This is a genomic window from Jannaschia helgolandensis, from assembly GCF_900109285.1.
Classification (GTDB): Bacteria; Pseudomonadota; Alphaproteobacteria; order Rhodobacterales; family Rhodobacteraceae; genus Jannaschia; species Jannaschia helgolandensis.
This window is the reverse complement of the sequence record NZ_FNZQ01000004.1, coordinates 209813-227526: the sequence shown is the minus strand read 5'-3', so window position 1 is coordinate 227526 and position 17714 is coordinate 209813. Positions and strand designations below refer to the sequence as shown.

At 60.3% G+C, this 17714-nt stretch carries 18 protein-coding genes and 1 pseudogene; 6 read left to right on the top strand and 13 right to left on the bottom strand.

The annotated features are described in order from the left end of the window. Positions 1-30 precede the first annotated feature (30 nt). The 3 genes from BMY38_RS12020 to BMY38_RS12010 are packed head-to-tail and all read left to right on the top strand — an operon-like array spanning position 31 to position 2202. Complete coding sequence (locus BMY38_RS12020; protein ID WP_092763096.1) at positions 31-537, top strand: decarboxylase; 507 nt, start codon at positions 31-33, stop codon at positions 535-537. Beyond that, positions 534-1088, top strand: coding sequence for a sulfopyruvate decarboxylase subunit beta (gene comE, locus BMY38_RS12015; protein WP_092763094.1), 555 nt, complete (start codon positions 534-536; stop codon positions 1086-1088). Before BMY38_RS12020 ends, comE begins: the two co-directional genes overlap by 4 nt. A 4-nt stretch (positions 1089-1092) precedes the next feature. Continuing rightward, the gene (locus tag BMY38_RS12010) at positions 1093-2202 is read left to right on the top strand and encodes an alpha-hydroxy acid oxidase (protein ID WP_092763092.1); all 1110 of its coding nucleotides are present in this window, start codon (positions 1093-1095) and stop codon (positions 2200-2202) included. Positions 2203-2442: 240 nt separating this feature from the next. Here the strand turns inward: BMY38_RS12010 and BMY38_RS18425 are convergent. From BMY38_RS18425 to BMY38_RS11970, 9 genes and pseudogenes are all read right to left on the bottom strand, one after another. Further along, positions 2443-2649 (bottom strand): annotated as a pseudogene (locus BMY38_RS18425) (transposase); the annotation flags it as partial. Between the two features lie 80 nt (positions 2650-2729). Next, the gene (locus BMY38_RS12000) at positions 2730-3614 is read right to left on the bottom strand and encodes a DUF2189 domain-containing protein (RefSeq protein ID WP_092763090.1); all 885 of its coding nucleotides are present in this window, start codon (positions 3612-3614) and stop codon (positions 2730-2732) included. Further along, a complete protein-coding gene (locus BMY38_RS18135; protein WP_175495857.1) occupies positions 3608-3778 on the bottom strand; it encodes a hypothetical protein in 171 nt (56 codons plus the stop codon). Before BMY38_RS18135 ends, BMY38_RS12000 begins: the two co-directional genes overlap by 7 nt. Then, positions 3775-4653, bottom strand: coding sequence for a cytochrome-c oxidase, cbb3-type subunit III (gene ccoP / locus BMY38_RS11995; RefSeq protein ID WP_092763088.1), 879 nt, complete (start codon positions 4651-4653; stop codon positions 3775-3777). The genes BMY38_RS18135 and ccoP overlap by 4 nt, the downstream gene beginning before the upstream one ends. Beyond that, positions 4644-4814 (bottom strand): cbb3-type cytochrome c oxidase subunit 3, encoded by a 171-nt coding sequence (locus BMY38_RS11990; protein ID WP_092763086.1) that lies wholly within the window; start codon positions 4812-4814, stop codon positions 4644-4646. Before BMY38_RS11990 ends, ccoP begins: the two co-directional genes overlap by 10 nt. After that, the gene (ccoO, locus tag BMY38_RS11985) at positions 4814-5593 is read right to left on the bottom strand and encodes a cytochrome-c oxidase, cbb3-type subunit II (protein WP_092763084.1); all 780 of its coding nucleotides are present in this window, start codon (positions 5591-5593) and stop codon (positions 4814-4816) included. The genes BMY38_RS11990 and ccoO overlap by 1 nt, the downstream gene beginning before the upstream one ends. Before the next feature lie 4 nt (positions 5594-5597). Next, positions 5598-7250 carry a cytochrome-c oxidase, cbb3-type subunit I gene (ccoN, locus tag BMY38_RS11980; RefSeq protein WP_092763082.1) on the bottom strand — a complete coding sequence of 551 codons (1653 nt, stop codon included), beginning with the start codon at positions 7248-7250 and terminating at the stop codon, positions 5598-5600. Further along, positions 7247-7423, bottom strand: coding sequence for a cbb3-type cytochrome oxidase assembly protein CcoS (gene ccoS, locus BMY38_RS11975; RefSeq protein WP_092763080.1), 177 nt, complete (start codon positions 7421-7423; stop codon positions 7247-7249). The genes ccoN and ccoS overlap by 4 nt, the downstream gene beginning before the upstream one ends. Further along, positions 7420-9558, bottom strand: coding sequence for a heavy metal translocating P-type ATPase (locus BMY38_RS11970; protein WP_175495856.1), 2139 nt, complete (start codon positions 9556-9558; stop codon positions 7420-7422). The genes ccoS and BMY38_RS11970 overlap by 4 nt, the downstream gene beginning before the upstream one ends. 530 nt (positions 9559-10088) lie before the next feature. Between BMY38_RS11970 and nirK the strand changes: the two genes are divergently transcribed. Beyond that, positions 10089-11255: a copper-containing nitrite reductase gene (gene nirK, locus BMY38_RS11965; RefSeq protein WP_092763076.1), complete on the top strand. Its 1167-nt coding sequence runs from the start codon at positions 10089-10091 to the stop codon at positions 11253-11255. Positions 11256-11391: 136 nt separating this feature from the next. Here nirK and mprF read toward each other — a convergent pair whose 3' ends face one another. From mprF to BMY38_RS11950, 3 genes are all read right to left on the bottom strand, one after another. Then, positions 11392-13992 carry a bifunctional lysylphosphatidylglycerol flippase/synthetase MprF gene (gene mprF / locus BMY38_RS11960; RefSeq protein WP_092763074.1) on the bottom strand — a complete coding sequence of 867 codons (2601 nt, stop codon included), beginning with the start codon at positions 13990-13992 and terminating at the stop codon, positions 11392-11394. 131 nt (positions 13993-14123) lie between these two features. Next, positions 14124-15248 (bottom strand): S1C family serine protease, encoded by a 1125-nt coding sequence (locus BMY38_RS11955; RefSeq protein ID WP_092763072.1) that lies wholly within the window; start codon positions 15246-15248, stop codon positions 14124-14126. A gap of 124 nt (positions 15249-15372) precedes the next feature. Next, positions 15373-15990 carry a DedA family protein gene (locus BMY38_RS11950; RefSeq protein ID WP_092763070.1) on the bottom strand — a complete coding sequence of 206 codons (618 nt, stop codon included), beginning with the start codon at positions 15988-15990 and terminating at the stop codon, positions 15373-15375. Between the two features lie 315 nt (positions 15991-16305). Here BMY38_RS11950 and BMY38_RS18625 point away from each other — a divergent pair, with 315 nt between their 5' ends. Beyond that, complete coding sequence (locus tag BMY38_RS18625; RefSeq protein WP_092763069.1) at positions 16306-16563, top strand: hypothetical protein; 258 nt, start codon at positions 16306-16308, stop codon at positions 16561-16563. Here the strand turns inward: BMY38_RS18625 and BMY38_RS11940 are convergent. After that, positions 16516-16845 (bottom strand): YidH family protein, encoded by a 330-nt coding sequence (locus BMY38_RS11940; protein ID WP_092763067.1) that lies wholly within the window; start codon positions 16843-16845, stop codon positions 16516-16518. The two genes, BMY38_RS18625 and BMY38_RS11940, sit on opposite strands and share 48 nt — an antisense overlap. Between BMY38_RS11940 and BMY38_RS11935 the strand changes: the two genes are divergently transcribed. Beyond that, complete coding sequence (locus BMY38_RS11935) at positions 16822-17679, top strand: DUF502 domain-containing protein (protein ID WP_092763065.1); 858 nt, start codon at positions 16822-16824, stop codon at positions 17677-17679. The two genes, BMY38_RS11940 and BMY38_RS11935, sit on opposite strands and share 24 nt — an antisense overlap. The last annotated feature ends 35 nt before the right edge of the window (positions 17680-17714 follow it).

Below are 17714 nucleotides of genomic sequence, written 5' to 3'. Positions count from 1 at the left end.
ATTTTCCAAACCCACGTAAAGGAGCGCCCCTTGAGTATTGATAAGAAAATCGTGGACGATCTGGTGGCGAATGACGTTTCGTTCATCACCACCGTTCCATGCAAGCAGCTTGCCGGCGTAATCGAGGAAGTCGAAGCGCGCGCCGAAATCTTCCACATCCCGTCCAACAAGGAGGACGAGGGCATGGGCCTGTGTGCAGGCGCATGGATGGGGGGCAAACGTCCCGCCATAATCATGCAGAACACCGCCATCGGCGTGACGATCAACACGCTGGCAACGCTGATCCAGTACTACCGGATGCCGCTTCCGATGCTGATCTCCTACCGTGGAGAACTGCGCGAACCGGTCGCCTGTCAGGTGGAGATGGCAGTGCATACCAAGGCGCTGCTGGCCCAGATGAATATCCCGACCTACCACTTCCATAAGCAGTCTGACGCGTCCGAGCTGGATATGATCCTGAAATACACATTCATGTGCAACAAACCGGTGGCGATCCTGACCGACGCCAACTTCTGGGGAGGCTACGGAGACCAATGATCCGTTCTGAAATCCTGCGCGAAATCGCGCCAATTCTTCGCGACGAGCTTGTCGTCTGCAACATCGGTCTGCCCAGCCAAGAGCTGCATATGATCGACGACCAGCCCACCAATTTTTACATGCTCGGCACGATGGGACTGTCGTCCTCGATCGGTCTGGGGCTGGCCTTGGCCCAGGACAAGACCGTCATTTCGATCGACGGCGACGGTTCGGTCCTGACAAATCTGGGCACGCTGCCGACGATCGCCAACAACGTCGCCGACAACTTCATTCTCTTGATCATCGACAACGGTTCCTATGGCTCGACCGGCGACCAGCCGACCTATGCGGGCAAGAAGACCTCGTTGACGGCGGTGGCCAAAGCCTGTGGTTGCGACAATGTGGTTGAAGTGCAGGACAAGGATCTCGGTCCCGTGTTGCAGGCGGCCATCGACGGGAAAAAGCAGACCGTCATCGTCTGCAAATGCGACAGCGGCAACATCAAGCTGCCGGTGATAACGATGGACCCGGTCGTCATCCGCGACCGGTTCATGAAGGCCGTGGCGGGCTGACGTCTTGGCAACTGGCATCCACTCCAGCGCGGACGCGCGGCGCCTCGCGCGCCGCCGTTTGCCATGGATGGTGTTCGACTACATCGATGGATCTGCGGGTCGGGAAACGGGGGCCGCGCGCAACCGTGCGGCCTTCGACGCGCTGGACCTGCGGCCCCGCATCCTGCGCGACGTAAGCAATCGGTCACTGGCCGTTCCGCTGTTCGGGAAGACCGCCAAGGCGCCGTTCGGCATCAGCCCCATGGGCATGTGCAACTTGTCCGCACCGGGCGCAGACATGATGCTGGCACGTCTTGCCGCGCGGGAAAATGTGCCACTTGTCGTCTCGACCGTCGCATCGACCGCGATGGAGCCGTTGATCGAGGCATCCGAAGGCAATGCATGGTTTCAGCTGTATTTCAGCGGCGATGGGTCAGGGACGTTCAAACTGGTCGAACGCGCCAGGGCCGCCGGATACGAAACCATCGTCCTGACCGTCGACGTGCCCGAAGTCGGGCGCCGCCCGCGTGAGCTTCGCCATGGCTTCACCATGCCGTTCCGCATCGGGCCGAGGCAATTCGTCGATTTCGCACTTCACCCGCGCTGGTCCTTGTCGACGCTTTTCAATGGGCGCCCGGAAATGGCGAACTTCGATCGGCCCGGCTATGAATTCGATCGCGCCGAAAGCCGCGCCAAGGCCGATTGGGCCACGCTGCGTCGTCTGCGAGAGATGTGGCCGGGCAAGCTGGTCGTCAAAGGCGTGATGGATGTGGACGACGCGGTTGCTCTGCGTGCGGCGGGTGTCGATGCTATTCAGGTGTCCAGCCACGGGTCGCGGCAACTCGACAGCGCCCCGCCGCCGATCACGGCTCTCGCCGAGATCAGATCCGCTGTCGGCGATGACGTCCCGCTGTTCTATGATACGGGTCTGCGCAGTGGCGAAGATGTCGTGAAGGCTTATCATCAAGGCGCAGAATTCACGTTCCTCGGCCGGATACTGCAATTCGCCATCGCGGCTGCGGGCGAAGAAGGTTTGGCTACTCTGTGGGACATTCTGAAAAGCGAGGCGAGTATAACCCTCGCGCAGATCGGGAAGACGTCTTTGTTGGATCCCGGTCGAATGAATGATCTCTGATGCGGACCATATGAGCTTTCCGGTCCGTGGCAGGATTGCTGACGCTCAATGCGTCAATCGCGTTGACTGACAACGCCCGTTTTGGGCCGAGCGCAGACCTTGCAAACATCTTCTCAGACCACAACTTTGTCCGGATACTGTTGAAGAAGTCGATGTCAGAGATGCTTTGACGGGTTGCGCGGATTGGCCGAACGCCTCCCTTCTTCACCCAGCGTAGGACGCCGAAGGCGACACCCATTGCTCCTCCGCCTCACTCAAAACCGTCGAGCGTGGGTCGCTCGGTCCCGTCTTCATATCCTCGACAGTCGTCCGTTTCCGCCAATTCGCGACCGTCTTGGGGTTGATGCCCAGATCCCGGCTCAGCGCCGCGATCGAAGCTTGCGATCGCTGTATTGCAGCGCTGACGGCCTGCGAGGTCGTGGCGCTGCCATGACGAACGTGTCCCATAGGGCTTCTTTCCATTCCGTCAAATGGATCGCACCATCAAACCGGGGACCAAATACCGGGAAAGGGCGCGATCTTCGCGGTCATTCCGCCGGACGGATGAACATGCGCTCGGTGTCACCCTCTTGCCGATCATCGGGACGGATGACGCGGTAGGCGTGCCATGTGGCGTGTCCCAGCATCGGAAAGACGATGACCAGTCCGATAAAGGCCGTCGCGACCGAAAGGGCGAAAAGGACCATCACGATCGCACCCCAAACCAGCATGACCGGAAGGTTGGCCCATACCATCGCCATGGAAATGCCCATGGCCGACAGAGCGTCCGTCCGCTCGTTCAGCAGCATGGGCACGGCGAAGACGCTGATCGCGAAGGCGAAGGCCGCGAAAAGCGCCCCGACCGCACTCCCCGTCAGAAGCAGCGCCCAGCCGGTCGGGGTCAGGAACAGCATCGGGATCAGCTCATCCGTGCCTGGAAAGGGAACCATGCCGAAGAAGAGTGCGTAGATCAGCACGGCGGCCCTGAGCCAAAGCAGGAAAAGCCCCAGCAGCATGACGCCCATGAACAACGCCTGATAGCCGGAGCGCGGTTTTACAAAGATCATCCCGGCCAGGTCGGTTCTCTCGCCCGTCTCCAGACGACGGCTTTTTTCATAAAGACCGTTCGCAATCAGCGGGCCGAGGACCATGAAACCCGCAAGCGCGGGAAAGAGCGCGTATTCATAGCGAAACTGGAACAGCACCAGAACCACAAGAAGCGAGCCGGCAAAAACGCCCGCACCGTAGAGCAAGCTGGACACCGGATTTGTCCACAAATCTGACCATCCTGCCCGAAGCCATGTAAAGGCCGTACGCCACGGCAGGTTGCGTGCGCGCAGGTTTTCGCGCGGCAAGGGCGGAACCACCTTGGGGATGATGCCCCCAGCATGGGAATTGTCGGGCGGGGGCGGATCAGTGCGGTCGCTCAGCATGACGGTTTCGCCGCACGAGGAGCGGCGCCTTTTTCTTGTGAGACTTCGAGGAGGCAATCGGGCTGGGACCCGATGGCAACGATGACAAGGTGGGCATTGGCCGCGACAAATCCCGCGACCAGCAGACCGGCCGAGCTGACGGCGAAAAGGCGCGGGCGGGTCATTCGCCTTGCTCCGCGCCAAGATCCTGGATGTAGAGCGTAAGTGCCATGCGCTCGGCGACCGTCAGTCGGTCTTCCCACGCAGGCATCCAACCTTGGCGGCCGAGGTTGATCGTCGTGAACATCGACGCATCGTCCCCACCGTAAATCCAGAAATCATCGGTGAGATTGGGTGCGCCAAGTTCCTGTATGCCCTTGGCGTTCTCGCCGTGACAACTTGCGCAGTTTTCGGCGAAGATCGTCTCGCCCTCGGCCAACCGGTCCGGGGCAGCTTCCGTATCGAGCCCCGAAAGGGACTGGACGTAGTCCACGACGGTCCGAATTTGCGGTCGGGTCAGGATGCCGGTCTCACCGAAGGCCAGCATCTGCGCCCAGCGGCTTTCGGGATGAGGTGCGTTGATCCCGACGCGCAGGGTTTCCATGATCGTCCCTGCGTCTCCTCCCCAAAGCCATGCACCGTCCACAAGGCTCGGGAAGCCCGGCCCGCCAGCAGCATCTGATCCGTGACATGCGGCACAGCTGTCGCCGTACAGGGCTGGCGCGGTCTGTTCGACCCGAGCCATCAGGACGGCATCCTGGCGGATTTCCTCTGCCGGAAGTGTGGCGAGCGCCCGCGTCCACTCTGCTTGTTCGGCATCGGCCGTGAGCACTTGCTGTTTGATCCGCTCCCGATCGTCGTAGCCCAGAAGGCCCTTGGTATATGTCGTGACAAGTGGCCACGCTGGCATCAGCACCCAATAGACCAGAGCCCAGATATGGGTCACGGCAATAAAGAACCAGACCGCCCGTGGCACGCGCGTGTTCAATTCGGTGATACCGTTCCATTCGTGGCCGGTCGTTTCGTGTCCGCTCAGCGGATCGCGTTCCTTTACTGACATGGGCCGTCCTCATCGTCGAGAATGCTCTTGGCGGCCTTGTCGAAGCGTTTCCCCAGACTCGGCCAGAACGCATAGACGGTGATTCCAACCGACAGGACCATCAGGTAGATCAGGCCAAAGGATTGGGCGAACGCCGATGTCCATTCATAGGTCAGTTCCATCATTCCTCTCCTCTTGCCGGTTGCGTTTTGGTCGGCAGATCGGTCAGGCCGCCCAGAATTTGAAGGTAGGCGACCAGCGCATCCATCTCCGTCAGACGGTCGCTGCGACCGTCGAATATCCGCACGTTCGTCTCGTCTCCGTAGCGGTCGAGGACACCGTCCGCGCGCTCGGTGTCGGGCAGGGCCTGACCAAGCGCATCGGAGGCCGCGCTTCCAATCTGATCATCGGTATAGGGCACACCCACAGCCCGCAGGGCGGCAAGACGACCCGGCAGGCTGTCGGTTTCAAGCGCGGTATCCAGTAGGAAGGCATACTGCGGCATCACTGATTCCGGCACCAAAGCACGAGGGTCGACCAGATGGCGCACCTGCCAGTCGTCCGAATACTTCTCGCCCACGCGCGCAAGATCGGGACCGGTGCGCTTCGATCCCCAGAGCATCGGGTGGTCATACTTGCTTTCGACCGCAAGCGAGTAGGGACCGTAGCGGTCCACATCGTCCTGAAGCGTGCGGATCATCTGGCTGTGACAGGCATAGCAGCCCTCGCGGATGTAGATATCGCGCCCGGCCTGTTCGAGCGGAGTATAAAGCCGCATGTCGGGGTCGGCTTCCACGGTGTCGTCGATGGTGAAGAGCGGCGCGATCTCAATGAAACCGCCCACGCCCGCAGCCAGGATGATCCCGACGCTCAGGGCCATCGAATGCCGCTCGGCGCGGTAATGGGTCTTCGCGTGAAACTCGAAGAAGCGGGTGAAGGGTTTGAGAAGTGTCCTGAACATGGTTCTACTCCGCCGCAGGGACGGCAGGCTCGTTTGCCTCCGATCCGGTTGGATAATCGAGTTGCGGTGCCTGATGACCGGCACTCCGGATCGTCATCACGACGTTAAACGCTCCGATCACGGCACCCGCGAAGAACAGGGCTCCGCCGATCATGCGCGCGATGTAGTAGGGATGCATCGCCACAAGTGTATCGGTGAAGGAATAGGCGAGCGAGCCGCTCTCGGTATAGGTGCGCCACATCAGCCCCTGGGTGATGCCGCTGTTCCACATGGCGAAAACGTAGATGACGGTTCCGGCCAGGGCGAGCCAGAAGTGCCATTCGACCAGCTTCCAGCTGTACATCGTCTCCTTGCGCCAGAGCACCGGCACGACTGCATAGATCGACCCGAAGGTGATCAGCGCGACCCAGCCCATTGCCCCCGCATGCACGTGTCCCACCGTCCAGTCGGTATAATGCGACAACGAGTTGACCGGGCGGATCGCCATGAACGATCCCTCGAAGGTCGATAGGCCGTAGAACACCGCCGCCACCATCATGAAGCGTAGCGTGGCGTCGTCGCGCACCTTGTGCCATGCACCGTTCAGCGTCATCAGCGCGTTGCCAGCGCTGGCCCAGGACGGCACCAGCAGCATGACCGAGAAGGTCATTCCCAGCGTCTGCACCCATTGCGGAATCGCGGTATAGTGCAAATGGTGCGAGCCCGCCCAGATATAGAAGAACACGATCCCCCAAAAAGACAGGATCGACAGGCGGTAGGAATAGATTGGCCGTTCGGCACGCTTGGGCAGGAAGTAGTAGAGCATGCCGAGGAAACCGGCGGTCAGGAAAAAGGCCACCGCGTTATGGCCGTACCACCATTGCGTCATTGCATCCTGCACACCGGAGAAGGCGGAATAGCTCTTTGCCGCGCCGAAGGACGCCGGAACTGCAAGGTTGTTGACGATGTGCAGCACCGCGACAACCAGGATGAAGGCCAGGTAATACCAGTTGGCGACATAGATATGCGGCTCGTTCCGCCGCGCCAGCGTGCGGATATATAGCACGAAATAAACGACCCAGACGATCACCAGCCAGATGTCGGCATACCATTCCGGTTCGGCGTATTCCTTGGACTGTGTGACGCCCATCAGATAGCCCGACGCCGCAATGATGCAGAACAGGTTGAAACCCAGCAGCACGAACCAGGGCGAGATATGGCCAGCCAATCGCGCGCGACTGGTACGCTGCATGATGTGAAACGAGGTGGCGATAAGGGCGTTGCCGCCGAAGCCGAAGATAACGCCCGATGTATGGACGGGCCGGATGCGCCCGAAGCTCGACCAGGCGGCATCGAAGCGCAGCTCTGGCCAGGCCAGTTGCGCCGCGACCCAGACGCCCATGCCCATGCCCACGACCGCCCAGAACAAAGACAGAAGGATTCCGACCTTGGTGGGATCATCGTAGTAGCTTGCCGAGCGGTCTTCAGTCGGCTCGGGACCATAGAGTACGTTGCCCACGAGGAAGAACAGCACCCCGGCAAAGATCAGCGTGATCCAGCCATGCACTCCCATCGGATCGCCCCGGCCGACTATGGCCATGGCGAAACCTGCCAGAGCGACCATGCCCGACAGGACCATCGCAGCCTGTCGCTCACCCGTGGTCAAGCGGTTCATCATCTTGCGGTCTCCTTTTTCGGGGGAAGCGGGGTGTCGCCATCGTCATGCAGGATGCGCTCGGCGTCGCCTGCGAGATCGTCGTATTGACTGCTACGCAAGCTCCAGAAGAAGGCACCGAGGCCGATGGCACCCATCAGCAGTGTGATCGGGATCAGAAGGTGGAGGATCGTCATGCCGGAACTTCGCGAAACATTGCATCCGGCACAGCGTTTGCGACCGCACGTGGGTTCAGGCGCAGCGAATTCGCTACCACCGCAATGGACGACGCCGACATGGCGATGGCCGCGATCAGCGGCGTGACGAGACCCGCGACCGCAAGCGGTACGGCGATGCAGTTGTAGAGGATCGCCAGGCCGAAATTCTGCCGCACGATGTGGCCCGTGCGGCGGGCAACGCCGACGGCCTGCGGTACGGCGCGCAGATCATCGCGCAGGAACACCAGGTCGGCGGCAGCGCGGCCCGCCTCGGATGCCGATGCCGGTGACATCGACACATGCGCGGTGGCCAGCGCCGCCGTATCGTTCATACCGTCGCCCACCATCAGCACCCGGATGCCCTGCGCGCGCAGGTCGTCAAGCCACGCAATCTTGTCAGCGGGGCTCATTGCCGACTGTGCACCGCGAAGACCCAGAAGGCCCTGAACCTGCGCCACGGCCGGGGCCGCATCGCCGGACAGGATTTCCCCCGGCAGGTTCATCAGGGCAAGGTCCGACACTGAATCCACTGCACCATCGCGCAGTTTTTCATCCAGCGGAAACCGCAGCATCTCGCCGCCTTCGAAGGCAAAGGCAGGCCCGTCACCTGTCATCACATCGGCCGCAATTTCGCCGACCCAGGATTCCCGGCCCAGCCGCGCCCGTCGCCCGTCGATCACACCTTCGACGCCGAAACCGGGGCGTTCCGCGACATCCACGGGCGCTGTGCCGGGCACGGCAAGTCGCGACGCGATCGCGCGTGCCGCAGGATGCGCCGATCGCGCGGCCAAAGACGCAACTGCAACTTGCGATGCGGCATCAAGCTTCGGCAGGACCCTGATCGCCGGTTCTCCGGTCGTTAGCGTCCCAGTCTTGTCCCACGCCACGAGGTCGATGTTCGCCAGCCGCTCCAGCGCCGAGCCATCCTTCATCAGGATGCCCTCGGCCATCAATCGTCCGGCGGCGACCACGTGGGCGACCGGCACGGCAAGGGCCAGCGCGCAGGGACAGGTCACGATAAGCACGCTGATCGCGATGAAAGCGGCCTGCTGCCAATCGCCGGTGACGGCCATCCAGCCGATGAATGTCGCCAGCGCCAACAGGTGAATCAACGGCGCATACAGCCGCGCCGCGCGGTCGGCGATCCGGACATACCGTCCGCGACCTTCCTCCGCCGTGGCCAGCATTCCCATCATCTGCGCAAGAAAGCTTTCGCTGACAGGGCGCAGGACCACCGCATCGATCGGACCGGTCAGGTTCAATGCCCCGGCCTCGATCTCGCAGCCGGTGCGCACGGATACGGGACTGGACTCGCCAGTCACCAGGGCCCGGTCGAGATCGGTAGCACCAGAGACGATGCGGACATCGACTGGAATACGCTCGCCTGCCGCGATCCTCAGGACCATGCCCGGAACGACTGCATCGACCGCAATCGTGCGCTGCCCGCCCGAGGGGGTGATCTCCACCGCTTCGCGCACCGCGAGGCGTACGAGCCCCGTCATCGCGCTGCGCGCTCTGTCCCGCATCCTGTGGTCCAGCCAACGACCGATCAGGAGGAAGAATGTCAGCGTCACGGCGGCGTCGAAGAACACCTGTTCGCCACCCCGGACCGTCTCGTAAAGGCTCAGCCCCGTTGCCAGCGCGATGGCCAGTGCAATGGGAACATCCATGTTCACGCCCCCGCGGCGCAGCGCGGCCCAGGCCGAGACAAAGAAGAAGCGCCCCGCATAGGCCACGATCGGAACCGCGATCAGGGCGGAAATCAGATGGAACGTCTCCCGCGTAGTGCCTGTCGCACCGGACCAGACTGCCACAGACATCAGCATGACGTTCATCGCACCGAACCCCGCCACGGCGACGGCACGCAGCAGCGCCTGGCCGGTCCGATCACCCGCTTCCACGGACAAATCGGCTGCGTCGATCGGTGTCGCCGGATGGCCGATCCTTTCCAGTTCGGCAAAAATCCCCATGAGACCGGGTGAGTTCGGCACAGGCGTCACAACGATCCGTCGCAGTGTCAGATTGGCGCGCACGCTCTCCACATCCGGAAGCGCCGCAAGGGCGCGCTCAATCGTGGCAACGCAGCCGCCGCACCGGATGGTCGGTGCAGACAAGGTGACTGTTTCTGAACGTGTCGAACTGATGGCGGCGGTGGCAGGCACAGGAGAGACCCAAGGTTTTGTTTATCAACTCCTAATGTCGCGCGCTTCTTCACTTCTTGACTTGGATCAATTCGGTTGAGGTTTGGTGGTGTAACAAGAATTATTCTGTCGTGATGGGAACGTATTGCGGTGCTGCATTCAGATGTTTCCGTAAAGGCGCGCGCTTGTTGCTGTTCCTATTCTGCATTGGGATCGCGGTCGCTCAGCTGCCCGATCATCCACGCGCCCGGTTCCGCCATGACAGGGCAACGCATCGATGATGATGTAGTCGCAGCGCGTCCAGAAATTCTCGAAAATTTGCAAGAGGATGAGAATAAGCTCCGGCCGCACCACCGCGACACATGCCTTCACCGTAATGAAAGCCGACCGAGAACGTCATTACGACGGGTGAGACTAAATCGCGAGCGCCGTAGCTTTTTCAAGAAGACGTCCCGCCATGGACCTTTTCGATACCGGATGACAATCTTTAAGGAGAAACAGCAATGCCAACGCCAAACAACAAGGCAAATGCCAGCCGGAAAGACCACACCGCATCAGGGGCCGACGGGGCTTTGCGCGTCGACCGCCGAAGTCTTCTCGTCGGCTCGGCCGGTCTGGCCGCTGGGAGCATTCTGGCATATTCGCCTGTCGTCGCACAGACCGCCCAGGCCGGGCAGGCCCAAGCTGCCGGACATGGGCTGACCCCGGGTATGGTCGGCAACCGGCTATATACTTCCAACCCCACCCACCCAACCATGGCGGACATCAGCGAGAACCCGGCCAACGTGCCGCCGCCGATCACGCGCACCGAACCTGCGACCGTCCGGCTGGAATACGAGACAATCGAGCTTGAGGCGCATCTTGACGGCGATACCAGCTATCGGTTCTGGACCTTCAACGGCAAGGTTCCCGGTCCGTTTGCGCGCGTCCGGGTCGGCGATACCGTGGAGGTCTATCTCAAGAACAACGAGGACAGCTGGTTTGCCCATAACATCGACCTGCACGCCGTGACCGGACCCGGCGGCGGCGCGGCGCTCGGCTCGCCGGGGCCGGGGGAGAGCTACAGTTTCAAGTTCAAGGCACTCAATGCCGGGCTTTATGTTTATCACTGCGCGGTATCGCCGGTGGCGCAGCACATCTCGAACGGCATGTACGGCCTGATCCTGGTCGAGCCGGAAGGCGGGCTGCCCCCGGTCGATCGGGAATACTATGTCATGCAAGGCGAGCTTTACACCGAGGAACGCATCGGAACCCCGGGTCTGCTGACCGAAAGCTACGACAAGCTGGTCGACGAGCGTCCCGAATTTTTCATCTTCAACGGCCATACCGGCGCGTTGACCGATCACTATCCGCTCAAGGCCAAGGTCGGCGAGACCGTGCGCATCTTCTTCGGTGTCGGAGGACCCAATTTCACGTCGTCGTTCCACGTCATCGGCGAAATCTTCGACCGGGTCTATGTGCATGGATCGCTGGAGACGTCGCCGCTGAGGGATATCCAGACCGTCACGGTTCCGGCCGGCGGCTCCGCCGTGGCGGAATTCAAATGCGATGTTCCCGGACGTTTCGTGCTGGTCGATCATGCGCTGTCGCGGGCGGAAAAGGGCCTCGCTGGCTATCTGATTGTCGAAGGAGACGAAAACCCGGATCTGTTCACGTCGCTGGACACATAATAGATCCGCTTTGGGTCAAGAACACGAAGCGGGTGCCGAGGCCGTGCGGCTCCGGCACCCTCGCTGCAGAGCTCTGAAGCGCGTCGCGCGATTTCCCGGATGAACCCGTCCGGTTTTCGGGCGTTGACGTAACACATCACCCCGGCGCGACGACTTTGCGCATGCCGCCGGCAATCAGAGACGCCGCGTCCGTCGCGATTAGCAGGATGTTCGCGCGGGGCGGAGCAACCAGAAAGCGGGGTTTCCACTCGGGATCAAACTTCTCCTTGAAGTTCCGCAAACCATCGAAATTGTAGAAATGCCCGCCGTGGCGATAGACAAGTGCGCCAAGTTTCATCGTCCACCGACTGCCGCGCCGGGTTTCAAGTCCGGCGAGCGGTGCCATGCCAAGGCTGAATGCACGGAACCCTTCGGCTTTCAGGTGCAGCATCAACTCGGTAAACAGATAATCCATCAATCCGGACGGTGCATCGTCGACGTGTCGCATGAGATCTATCGTTGCGGTGTCTTTCCCTTCGGTCGTCAGGACATTGGCAAAGGCGACGATGCGCGTATCGTGCCGCACGATGGCAATGGGAAACCGACGCAGATAGTCAGGATCGAACCGGCCGACGGAGAACTGCTTTTCCGAGGTGCGCTTGTCCGCTAGCCATTGATCCGAGATGTTGCGCAGCACATCGATTGTCGTGTCATCGACCGGTGCGCTCAGCATTTCGAAGCTAAGCCCATCCCGGCCCGCGCGATTGTAGGCCGTGCGCAGTTTCTTGCGGTGACTGCCTTCGAGCGAGAAGTCGGCCAATGGCACCACGGCCTCTTCGCCCATCTTGTGCATGGCAAGACCCATCTCGGCCCAGAGGGCCAGATTGTCCGTCGCGACCTCGTAGAATACGGGCCGCGCATTGGCCGCATTGGCCGCATCGAAAAATTCCCACGCCAGTTGGGCAGCTTCGTCCGGATCACCGACAGGATCGCCAAGCGCGATCCATGAACGTGCTTGAACGCGATACATCAGAAATGACCGCCCGCTGTCGGAAAACAGCAGCGACTTGTCTCCGGTCAGAGCGAAATTCGCATCCGGATTGGCCTGTGTCGCAATGACTGAACGAGCCTGTTCGATTTCTTCTGGACTGGCGAGTTCGGCTATGACCCTTGGCGGGCGCAGGGCGGTCACGAGTGCGAACAATCCGATCAGAAGCGCCCCGACCAGGCCGGCGCGGGTTGCACGCGGCGCGGATTGATCCGCCGCGAACTGCCACCACAATTCATTGCTGTATGGAGTGGCCTTGTATGCAAAGAAATAGACGCTGGTACCAGCGATGATGATCGATACCAACAGCAGGACCCAGCGCAGTGACAGCGGGTTACGCGTCAATCGCGCGCTTCGGTAAAACTCGCGCTTGCAGGGCAGCAGAATGAGGATCATCAGCAAAAGGATGCTCGCCCGCTCATAATCGAGCCCATGCGCCAGCGATGCCACGATCCCGGCCGCCAACGCGCCCACTGCAACCCACCACGCGCCCTCCACACGTCGCATCAGGCCATGCGCAATAACCAACAGCGCTGCCCCGATGGCGCTGGATAACAGGGCGCCGCCTTCCACCAGGCCCAGGGGTAGGAGCAGTTCCATTTCTTCGGCGACGTCGCTGGACGCCGGAATAACAGCCGAAAGAAGCATGAAGACGCCGGACGCGAATATCATCGCCGACATGGCCAGCGGGACGATGGAGCTGACGGCACCAAAGATCGGCGCTAGAGCCTGCATTCGGGGTGACTGGACCTTGGTGCTGGCCATGCGCAACTCGCTGAGGGCCAAAAGAGCAAGGGCCATCGCGAAAGGCACAAGATAATAGATCAGACGGTAGAGCAACAAACCCGCAGCGGCCTGATCGACAGGGACCGAAGCGGGCAGGGCCGTGAGTATGATGGTCTCGAAAACACCGACCCCGCCGGGCACATGGCTGGCGACGCCTGCGAAAATCGCAGCGGCGAAGACCGCCAGAAACGTGGCAAACCCCATGTCGTTGGGCGGCAGCAGGATATAGAGAACAGTCGCCGCCATGAGGATGTCGATGGCGGTAAACAGCAACTGACCACTAAGCAAACCCAGAGATGGCATACGGAATCTACGGCCGCGCAGGGTGATTTCGGATTTCCGCAGCGCCATGATGGCCGGGATCCCCAGAGATGCAACCAGTGCCACGATCCCGGTCCATCGAAGGATGGCCGGGCTAATAGAAGTCAGCGATTGCAAGGCATATGGGTGATAGGCGAGTGCGCCGAACCCGACAATTGTAGCCCCAAGCCCAAACGCCAGTGACCCGAAAACCGCAATCGCCGCGATGTCGTAAGCGGTTAGTCCCAGGGATGAATAGATGCGATAGCGCACCGCGCCGCCGGTGACCGGACCTGCCCCGACGGTATTGCCGAGGGCATAGCCCAGAAATCCGCCCGTCATGATCACAGGAAACGGAAGCTTCTTGCCGAGATACCGCAGGGCGGACCAGTCATATCCAATCAGGGCGGCGTAACCCGCGAACATTGCCAGCAGAGACAAGGCGATGACATGCCATGGCGTGCTGCGGACCTGATCCATGACGTCCCTGAAATTCACCGGTTTCAGCAACTGGTAGAGCGCGTATGCGCCGAGTGCGAACAATCCGGCGGTCAGGAGATAGGGGGCGACCGGCTTGACCCGTGTCCAAATGCCGGAAGATGGCGAAGTATCGGAAATCGTCACGTTGGCCCCTCATTTGGCGTCTTTTATAAATATGTAACCCGCCCCGGCGCAAATGGCACCAGGGCGGGTCGTCGGCCGTGAGTGACGACCTCCGCTGCGTCCCGAAGGGTTCGAGCCGCAGCGAAGCTTTATCAGGCGTCCTGCGCTGTCGCGCGATTTGCCAGAGTGACATCCAGCGTCATGCGTTCTCCTTTCCGCAGAACCTGGACCTTAGAGACGGTATCGGGGGCAGTGCCGGCAACGGCGCGGGTCAGGTCGCGGGCTTCGTCGATCTGTGTGCCATCAAAGTTGAGAATGATGTCGCCGGTTTGCAGGCCGGCCTTTTGCGCCGGTGCACCGTCCACGACTTTCTCGATCTGCGTGCCCTGGCCCTCCTGAAGGCCGAGGATGGATGCGACTTCATCGCTCACCGGCTTGATCTGGACGCCCAGCCAACCCCGATCGATCTGACCATCGTCCTGAAGATCTGCAACCACCTTTGCGACAAGGTCAGACGGTACGGCAAAGCCGATACCGGCGCTTGCACCATCCGGCGAGAAGATCGCGGTGTTGACGCCGATCACTTCGCCCTTGTCATTGAAGAGTGGCCCGCCGGAGTTGCCTTTGTTGATGGCCGCGTCGGTCTGGATGAATTCGTCGAACGGTCCCGCGTTGATGTTACGGTCTTTGGCCGAAACGATACCTGTCGTGACTGTGCCTCCGAGACCAAAGGGATTACCCATCGCGATGACCTCGTCGCCCACGCGCATCGTATCGGATGAGCCAAAGGTAACGGTCGGCAGGTCCGACCCTTCGATATCCAGCAATGCGATATCGGTCAGCGGGTCGGTGCCGACCACTGTGGCTTCGTATTCTGATCCGTCGGCGAACTTGACCGTGACGGTCGTTGCCCCGGCGATCACATGGTTGTTGGTGACGATCAGTCCATCGGACGAGATGATGAAGCCGGACCCAAGACCTTGTCGGTCAGGCACGTTCGGCATTTGCGGCATGTTGTTACCGAACCGCCGCTGGAATTCCCTTAAGAACTCATCGCTGGGCATCCCGCCGTCAGCGCCGACAGGAGTAGCCTTCTGGGTGACCTCGACCAGAACAACGGCCGGGCTGAATTGTTCGATCAGATCGGCATAGCCGCCTGCAGGAACCGCAAGTGCGGCGGAAGGCGCCAGCGAGACGAGACCGGTAGATGCAACGGTCGCCGCAAGGAGTGCTCCCGTCAGCTTCGTACGCCGTTTGGGAGAGTGTAGATGTGTCATGAGAGAAACTCCGTATTCATGCGTTGTGAAACACATGTCGGCTCGGCAGATTAAGCTGTCTTCGCGGCGGCTATACAGATTTGTAATCTTCGGCGGATTTTTGCAGTGGTCCGTTCGGGGCACGTCAGCCGACCTTTGCTTCGCGTCGCCTGAGAAACTGCCGGACAAGACGATAGATGTAAGCCCCAATCAGCCCGAAAACCACGACTGTCGAAACCGGGTCGATCCAGACCGCGACGGCCTCATATTGCGATTGCAGCAGGTATCCCGCACCCGCAAGCAGCCCGGTCCAGGCGAAGCTGCCAAGAGTCGTGAATATGAGGAAAGGCTTGAGCGGCATTCCTGCCATACCTGCAGGCACCGAAATGAGCGTGCGCACACCGGGGATCATGCGTCCGAAGAAAACTGCGCGCCAGCCATAGTTTCTGAACCATGCCGCGGCACTGTCGACGTCTTTCGGAGAGATAGTGAGCCAGGCACCATGTCGTGCAGCAAACCGCTGCAACCGTTCTTCACCGATCCAGACGCCGATGTAATACCAGAACAATGCGCCAAGAACGGAGCCGATGGTTCCGGCGAAGATCGTTGCTGGCAGCCAAAGCTGGCCTTCCGCTGACAAATATCCCGCAAGGGGCATCACAAGTTCGGACGGGATCGGTGGAAAAACATTTTCAGCGAGCATCAGAGCAGCAACGCCCACGTGGCCAAGACCACTCATCCACGTCGTGATCATTTCAAACATGCTCGGACCTCCAGAGCTCTCCGGGAAGCCGCATATCCTGCGAAATCCTTTTATGTGCCGAATAGATAGAGAAGGGACCTCAACGTGAACCTTACGGCTGGATTACGGATTGGTAAGGATATGAACCCGATGTTCTAGACACGGATTAAAGCCTTGATTTGTTTGAGAAACTCTAAAAGGGGGTATGCTGAGGCAAATGGCACATCTTAGCGTACGATCCTGCCTCCTATCTCGCTCAATATCGCCAGATGATCCGCCATCTTTGCCATCTTCGGTATGCTGATCATCTGGTTTCCGGGACTGACCTGGTGCTAGTTGCGCGGCCCGTCGCCGTCTGATCGAGCAGATTTCGGGTCGGTCCTCGGCCCCCCGAATGATCTGATCTTGCGGGTCTGGTGTGCAGATCCTGCGGTTGCTTTTGAGGTGAAATATGACATCACCGAGGCCATCAAGAAGCGCTTCGACGCCGAAGGGATCGAGATCCCCTTCGCCTATCAGAACGTCATCGTGAAATCTTGGCCGGAGTCAGCCGCCGCGGGCAAGCCCGATAAGAAAGACGAAAACCGTGAGTAGAAGCATGGCCAACATAGAGGCAAAGAGAATTTCGATCGCGCCAAACATGGATCGCCCCGGGTCCGACCGCTCGATTTGCCTGCGAATGAAGATAAACCGTAAAGAGGCGAGCGCGACAAGCGCTGCGCTCGAAATAACCAATGCCAAGCCGGTCCATGTACCGTTGGGCGTACCGGGCAGGCGCTCAATGACTATTCCGAAACCGGCAATCGCGATCGCAGTCCGTATCCATGATAGATAGGTCCGCTCATTTGACGCATGGTCCTGAAACTTGTCGATCATCCGATCTCCTTGAAAGTTCGGGCTGTTTTGCGCACCACAGCCAATTATGAATTCATCGGCCGCAAATCACCAGCCGAAGTCCTGCCAACTTATGTAGGATGGCTGTACAACGAGAAGGACGAGACAGTGAATCCTTTGCGGTACTTCTGGGAAAAGGGTATAGCGAGTGCGTTCCTGACCGGGTTGTTTGTGCTGTTGCCGATCATCCTGACGCTTCTGATCATAGAATGGCTTGTCGGGAAACTCCGCGGTGCTTTGGGTCCCGGTACCCTCTTGGGCGATCTGCTGACCTCTGGCGGGTCAACGGTGATCGGCCCTGGTCATGAAACAGTCGCTTTCTGGCTTGGCCTGGCCAGCGCGCTGATCGGTGTCTGGGCACTTGGTGTCTTGGTGAAGTCTCAAGCGAAACGGCAGTTGGCGACCTGGATCGATACCTTGTTTTCGCGCGTTCCGCTGGTGCGCACCATCTACAAGCCGGTGAGCCAGGTCGTGCGATTGATGAACACTGACAATCAAGATGAATTTCAGGGGATGTCAGTTGTCATGTGCCGTTTTGGCAATGAGGAAGGCGCAGAGGTGCTCGCGCTGCTGACGTCGCCGCAGACCTATGAGGTCAGTGGCAAAAGACGGAAGCTTGTCTATTTACCAACATCGCCGATCCCGATGTCCGGTGGACTTGTTTTTGTGGCCGAAGCCGCCGTCAGCGCCGTACCGGGCATGAATGTCGACGATCTTATGAAGATCTATTTCTCGCTTGGGGCGTTGATGCCGGAACCGGACAAGGGTGGCCTGCCCAAGGCACCGCGTGTGGTACCGGAACAGGCGCCCTCATGAGATTTTCGTTCGCCTGAGACAGCGTGTGGGCGTTT

Coding starts and splice junctions, on each gene's coding strand:
- ccoO (WP_092763084.1), bottom strand. CDS start 5,593: ATGTTCAGGACACTTCTCAAACCCTTCACCCGCTTCTTCGAGTTTCAC.
- ccoP (WP_092763088.1), bottom strand. CDS start 4,653: ATGTCAGTAAAGGAACGCGATCCGCTGAGCGGACACGAAACGACCGGC.
- BMY38_RS11950 (WP_092763070.1), bottom strand. CDS start 15,990: ATGTTTGAAATGATCACGACGTGGATGAGTGGTCTTGGCCACGTGGGC.
- BMY38_RS11940 (WP_092763067.1), bottom strand. CDS start 16,845: ATGATCGACAAGTTTCAGGACCATGCGTCAAATGAGCGGACCTATCTA.
- ccoS (WP_092763080.1), bottom strand. CDS start 7,423: ATGACGATCCTCCACCTTCTGATCCCGATCACACTGCTGATGGGTGCC.
- BMY38_RS11935 (WP_092763065.1), top strand. CDS start 16,822: ATGGTCCTGAAACTTGTCGATCATCCGATCTCCTTGAAAGTTCGGGCT.
- BMY38_RS11955 (WP_092763072.1), bottom strand. CDS start 15,248: ATGACACATCTACACTCTCCCAAACGGCGTACGAAGCTGACGGGAGCA.
- BMY38_RS12000 (WP_092763090.1), bottom strand. CDS start 3,614: ATGCTGAGCGACCGCACTGATCCGCCCCCGCCCGACAATTCCCATGCT.
- ccoN (WP_092763082.1), bottom strand. CDS start 7,250: ATGATGAACCGCTTGACCACGGGTGAGCGACAGGCTGCGATGGTCCTG.
- nirK (WP_092763076.1), top strand. CDS start 10,089: ATGCCAACGCCAAACAACAAGGCAAATGCCAGCCGGAAAGACCACACC.
- comE (WP_092763094.1), top strand. CDS start 534: ATGATCCGTTCTGAAATCCTGCGCGAAATCGCGCCAATTCTTCGCGAC.
- BMY38_RS18135 (WP_175495857.1), bottom strand. CDS start 3,778: ATGACCCGCCCGCGCCTTTTCGCCGTCAGCTCGGCCGGTCTGCTGGTC.
- BMY38_RS11990 (WP_092763086.1), bottom strand. CDS start 4,814: ATGGAACTGACCTATGAATGGACATCGGCGTTCGCCCAATCCTTTGGC.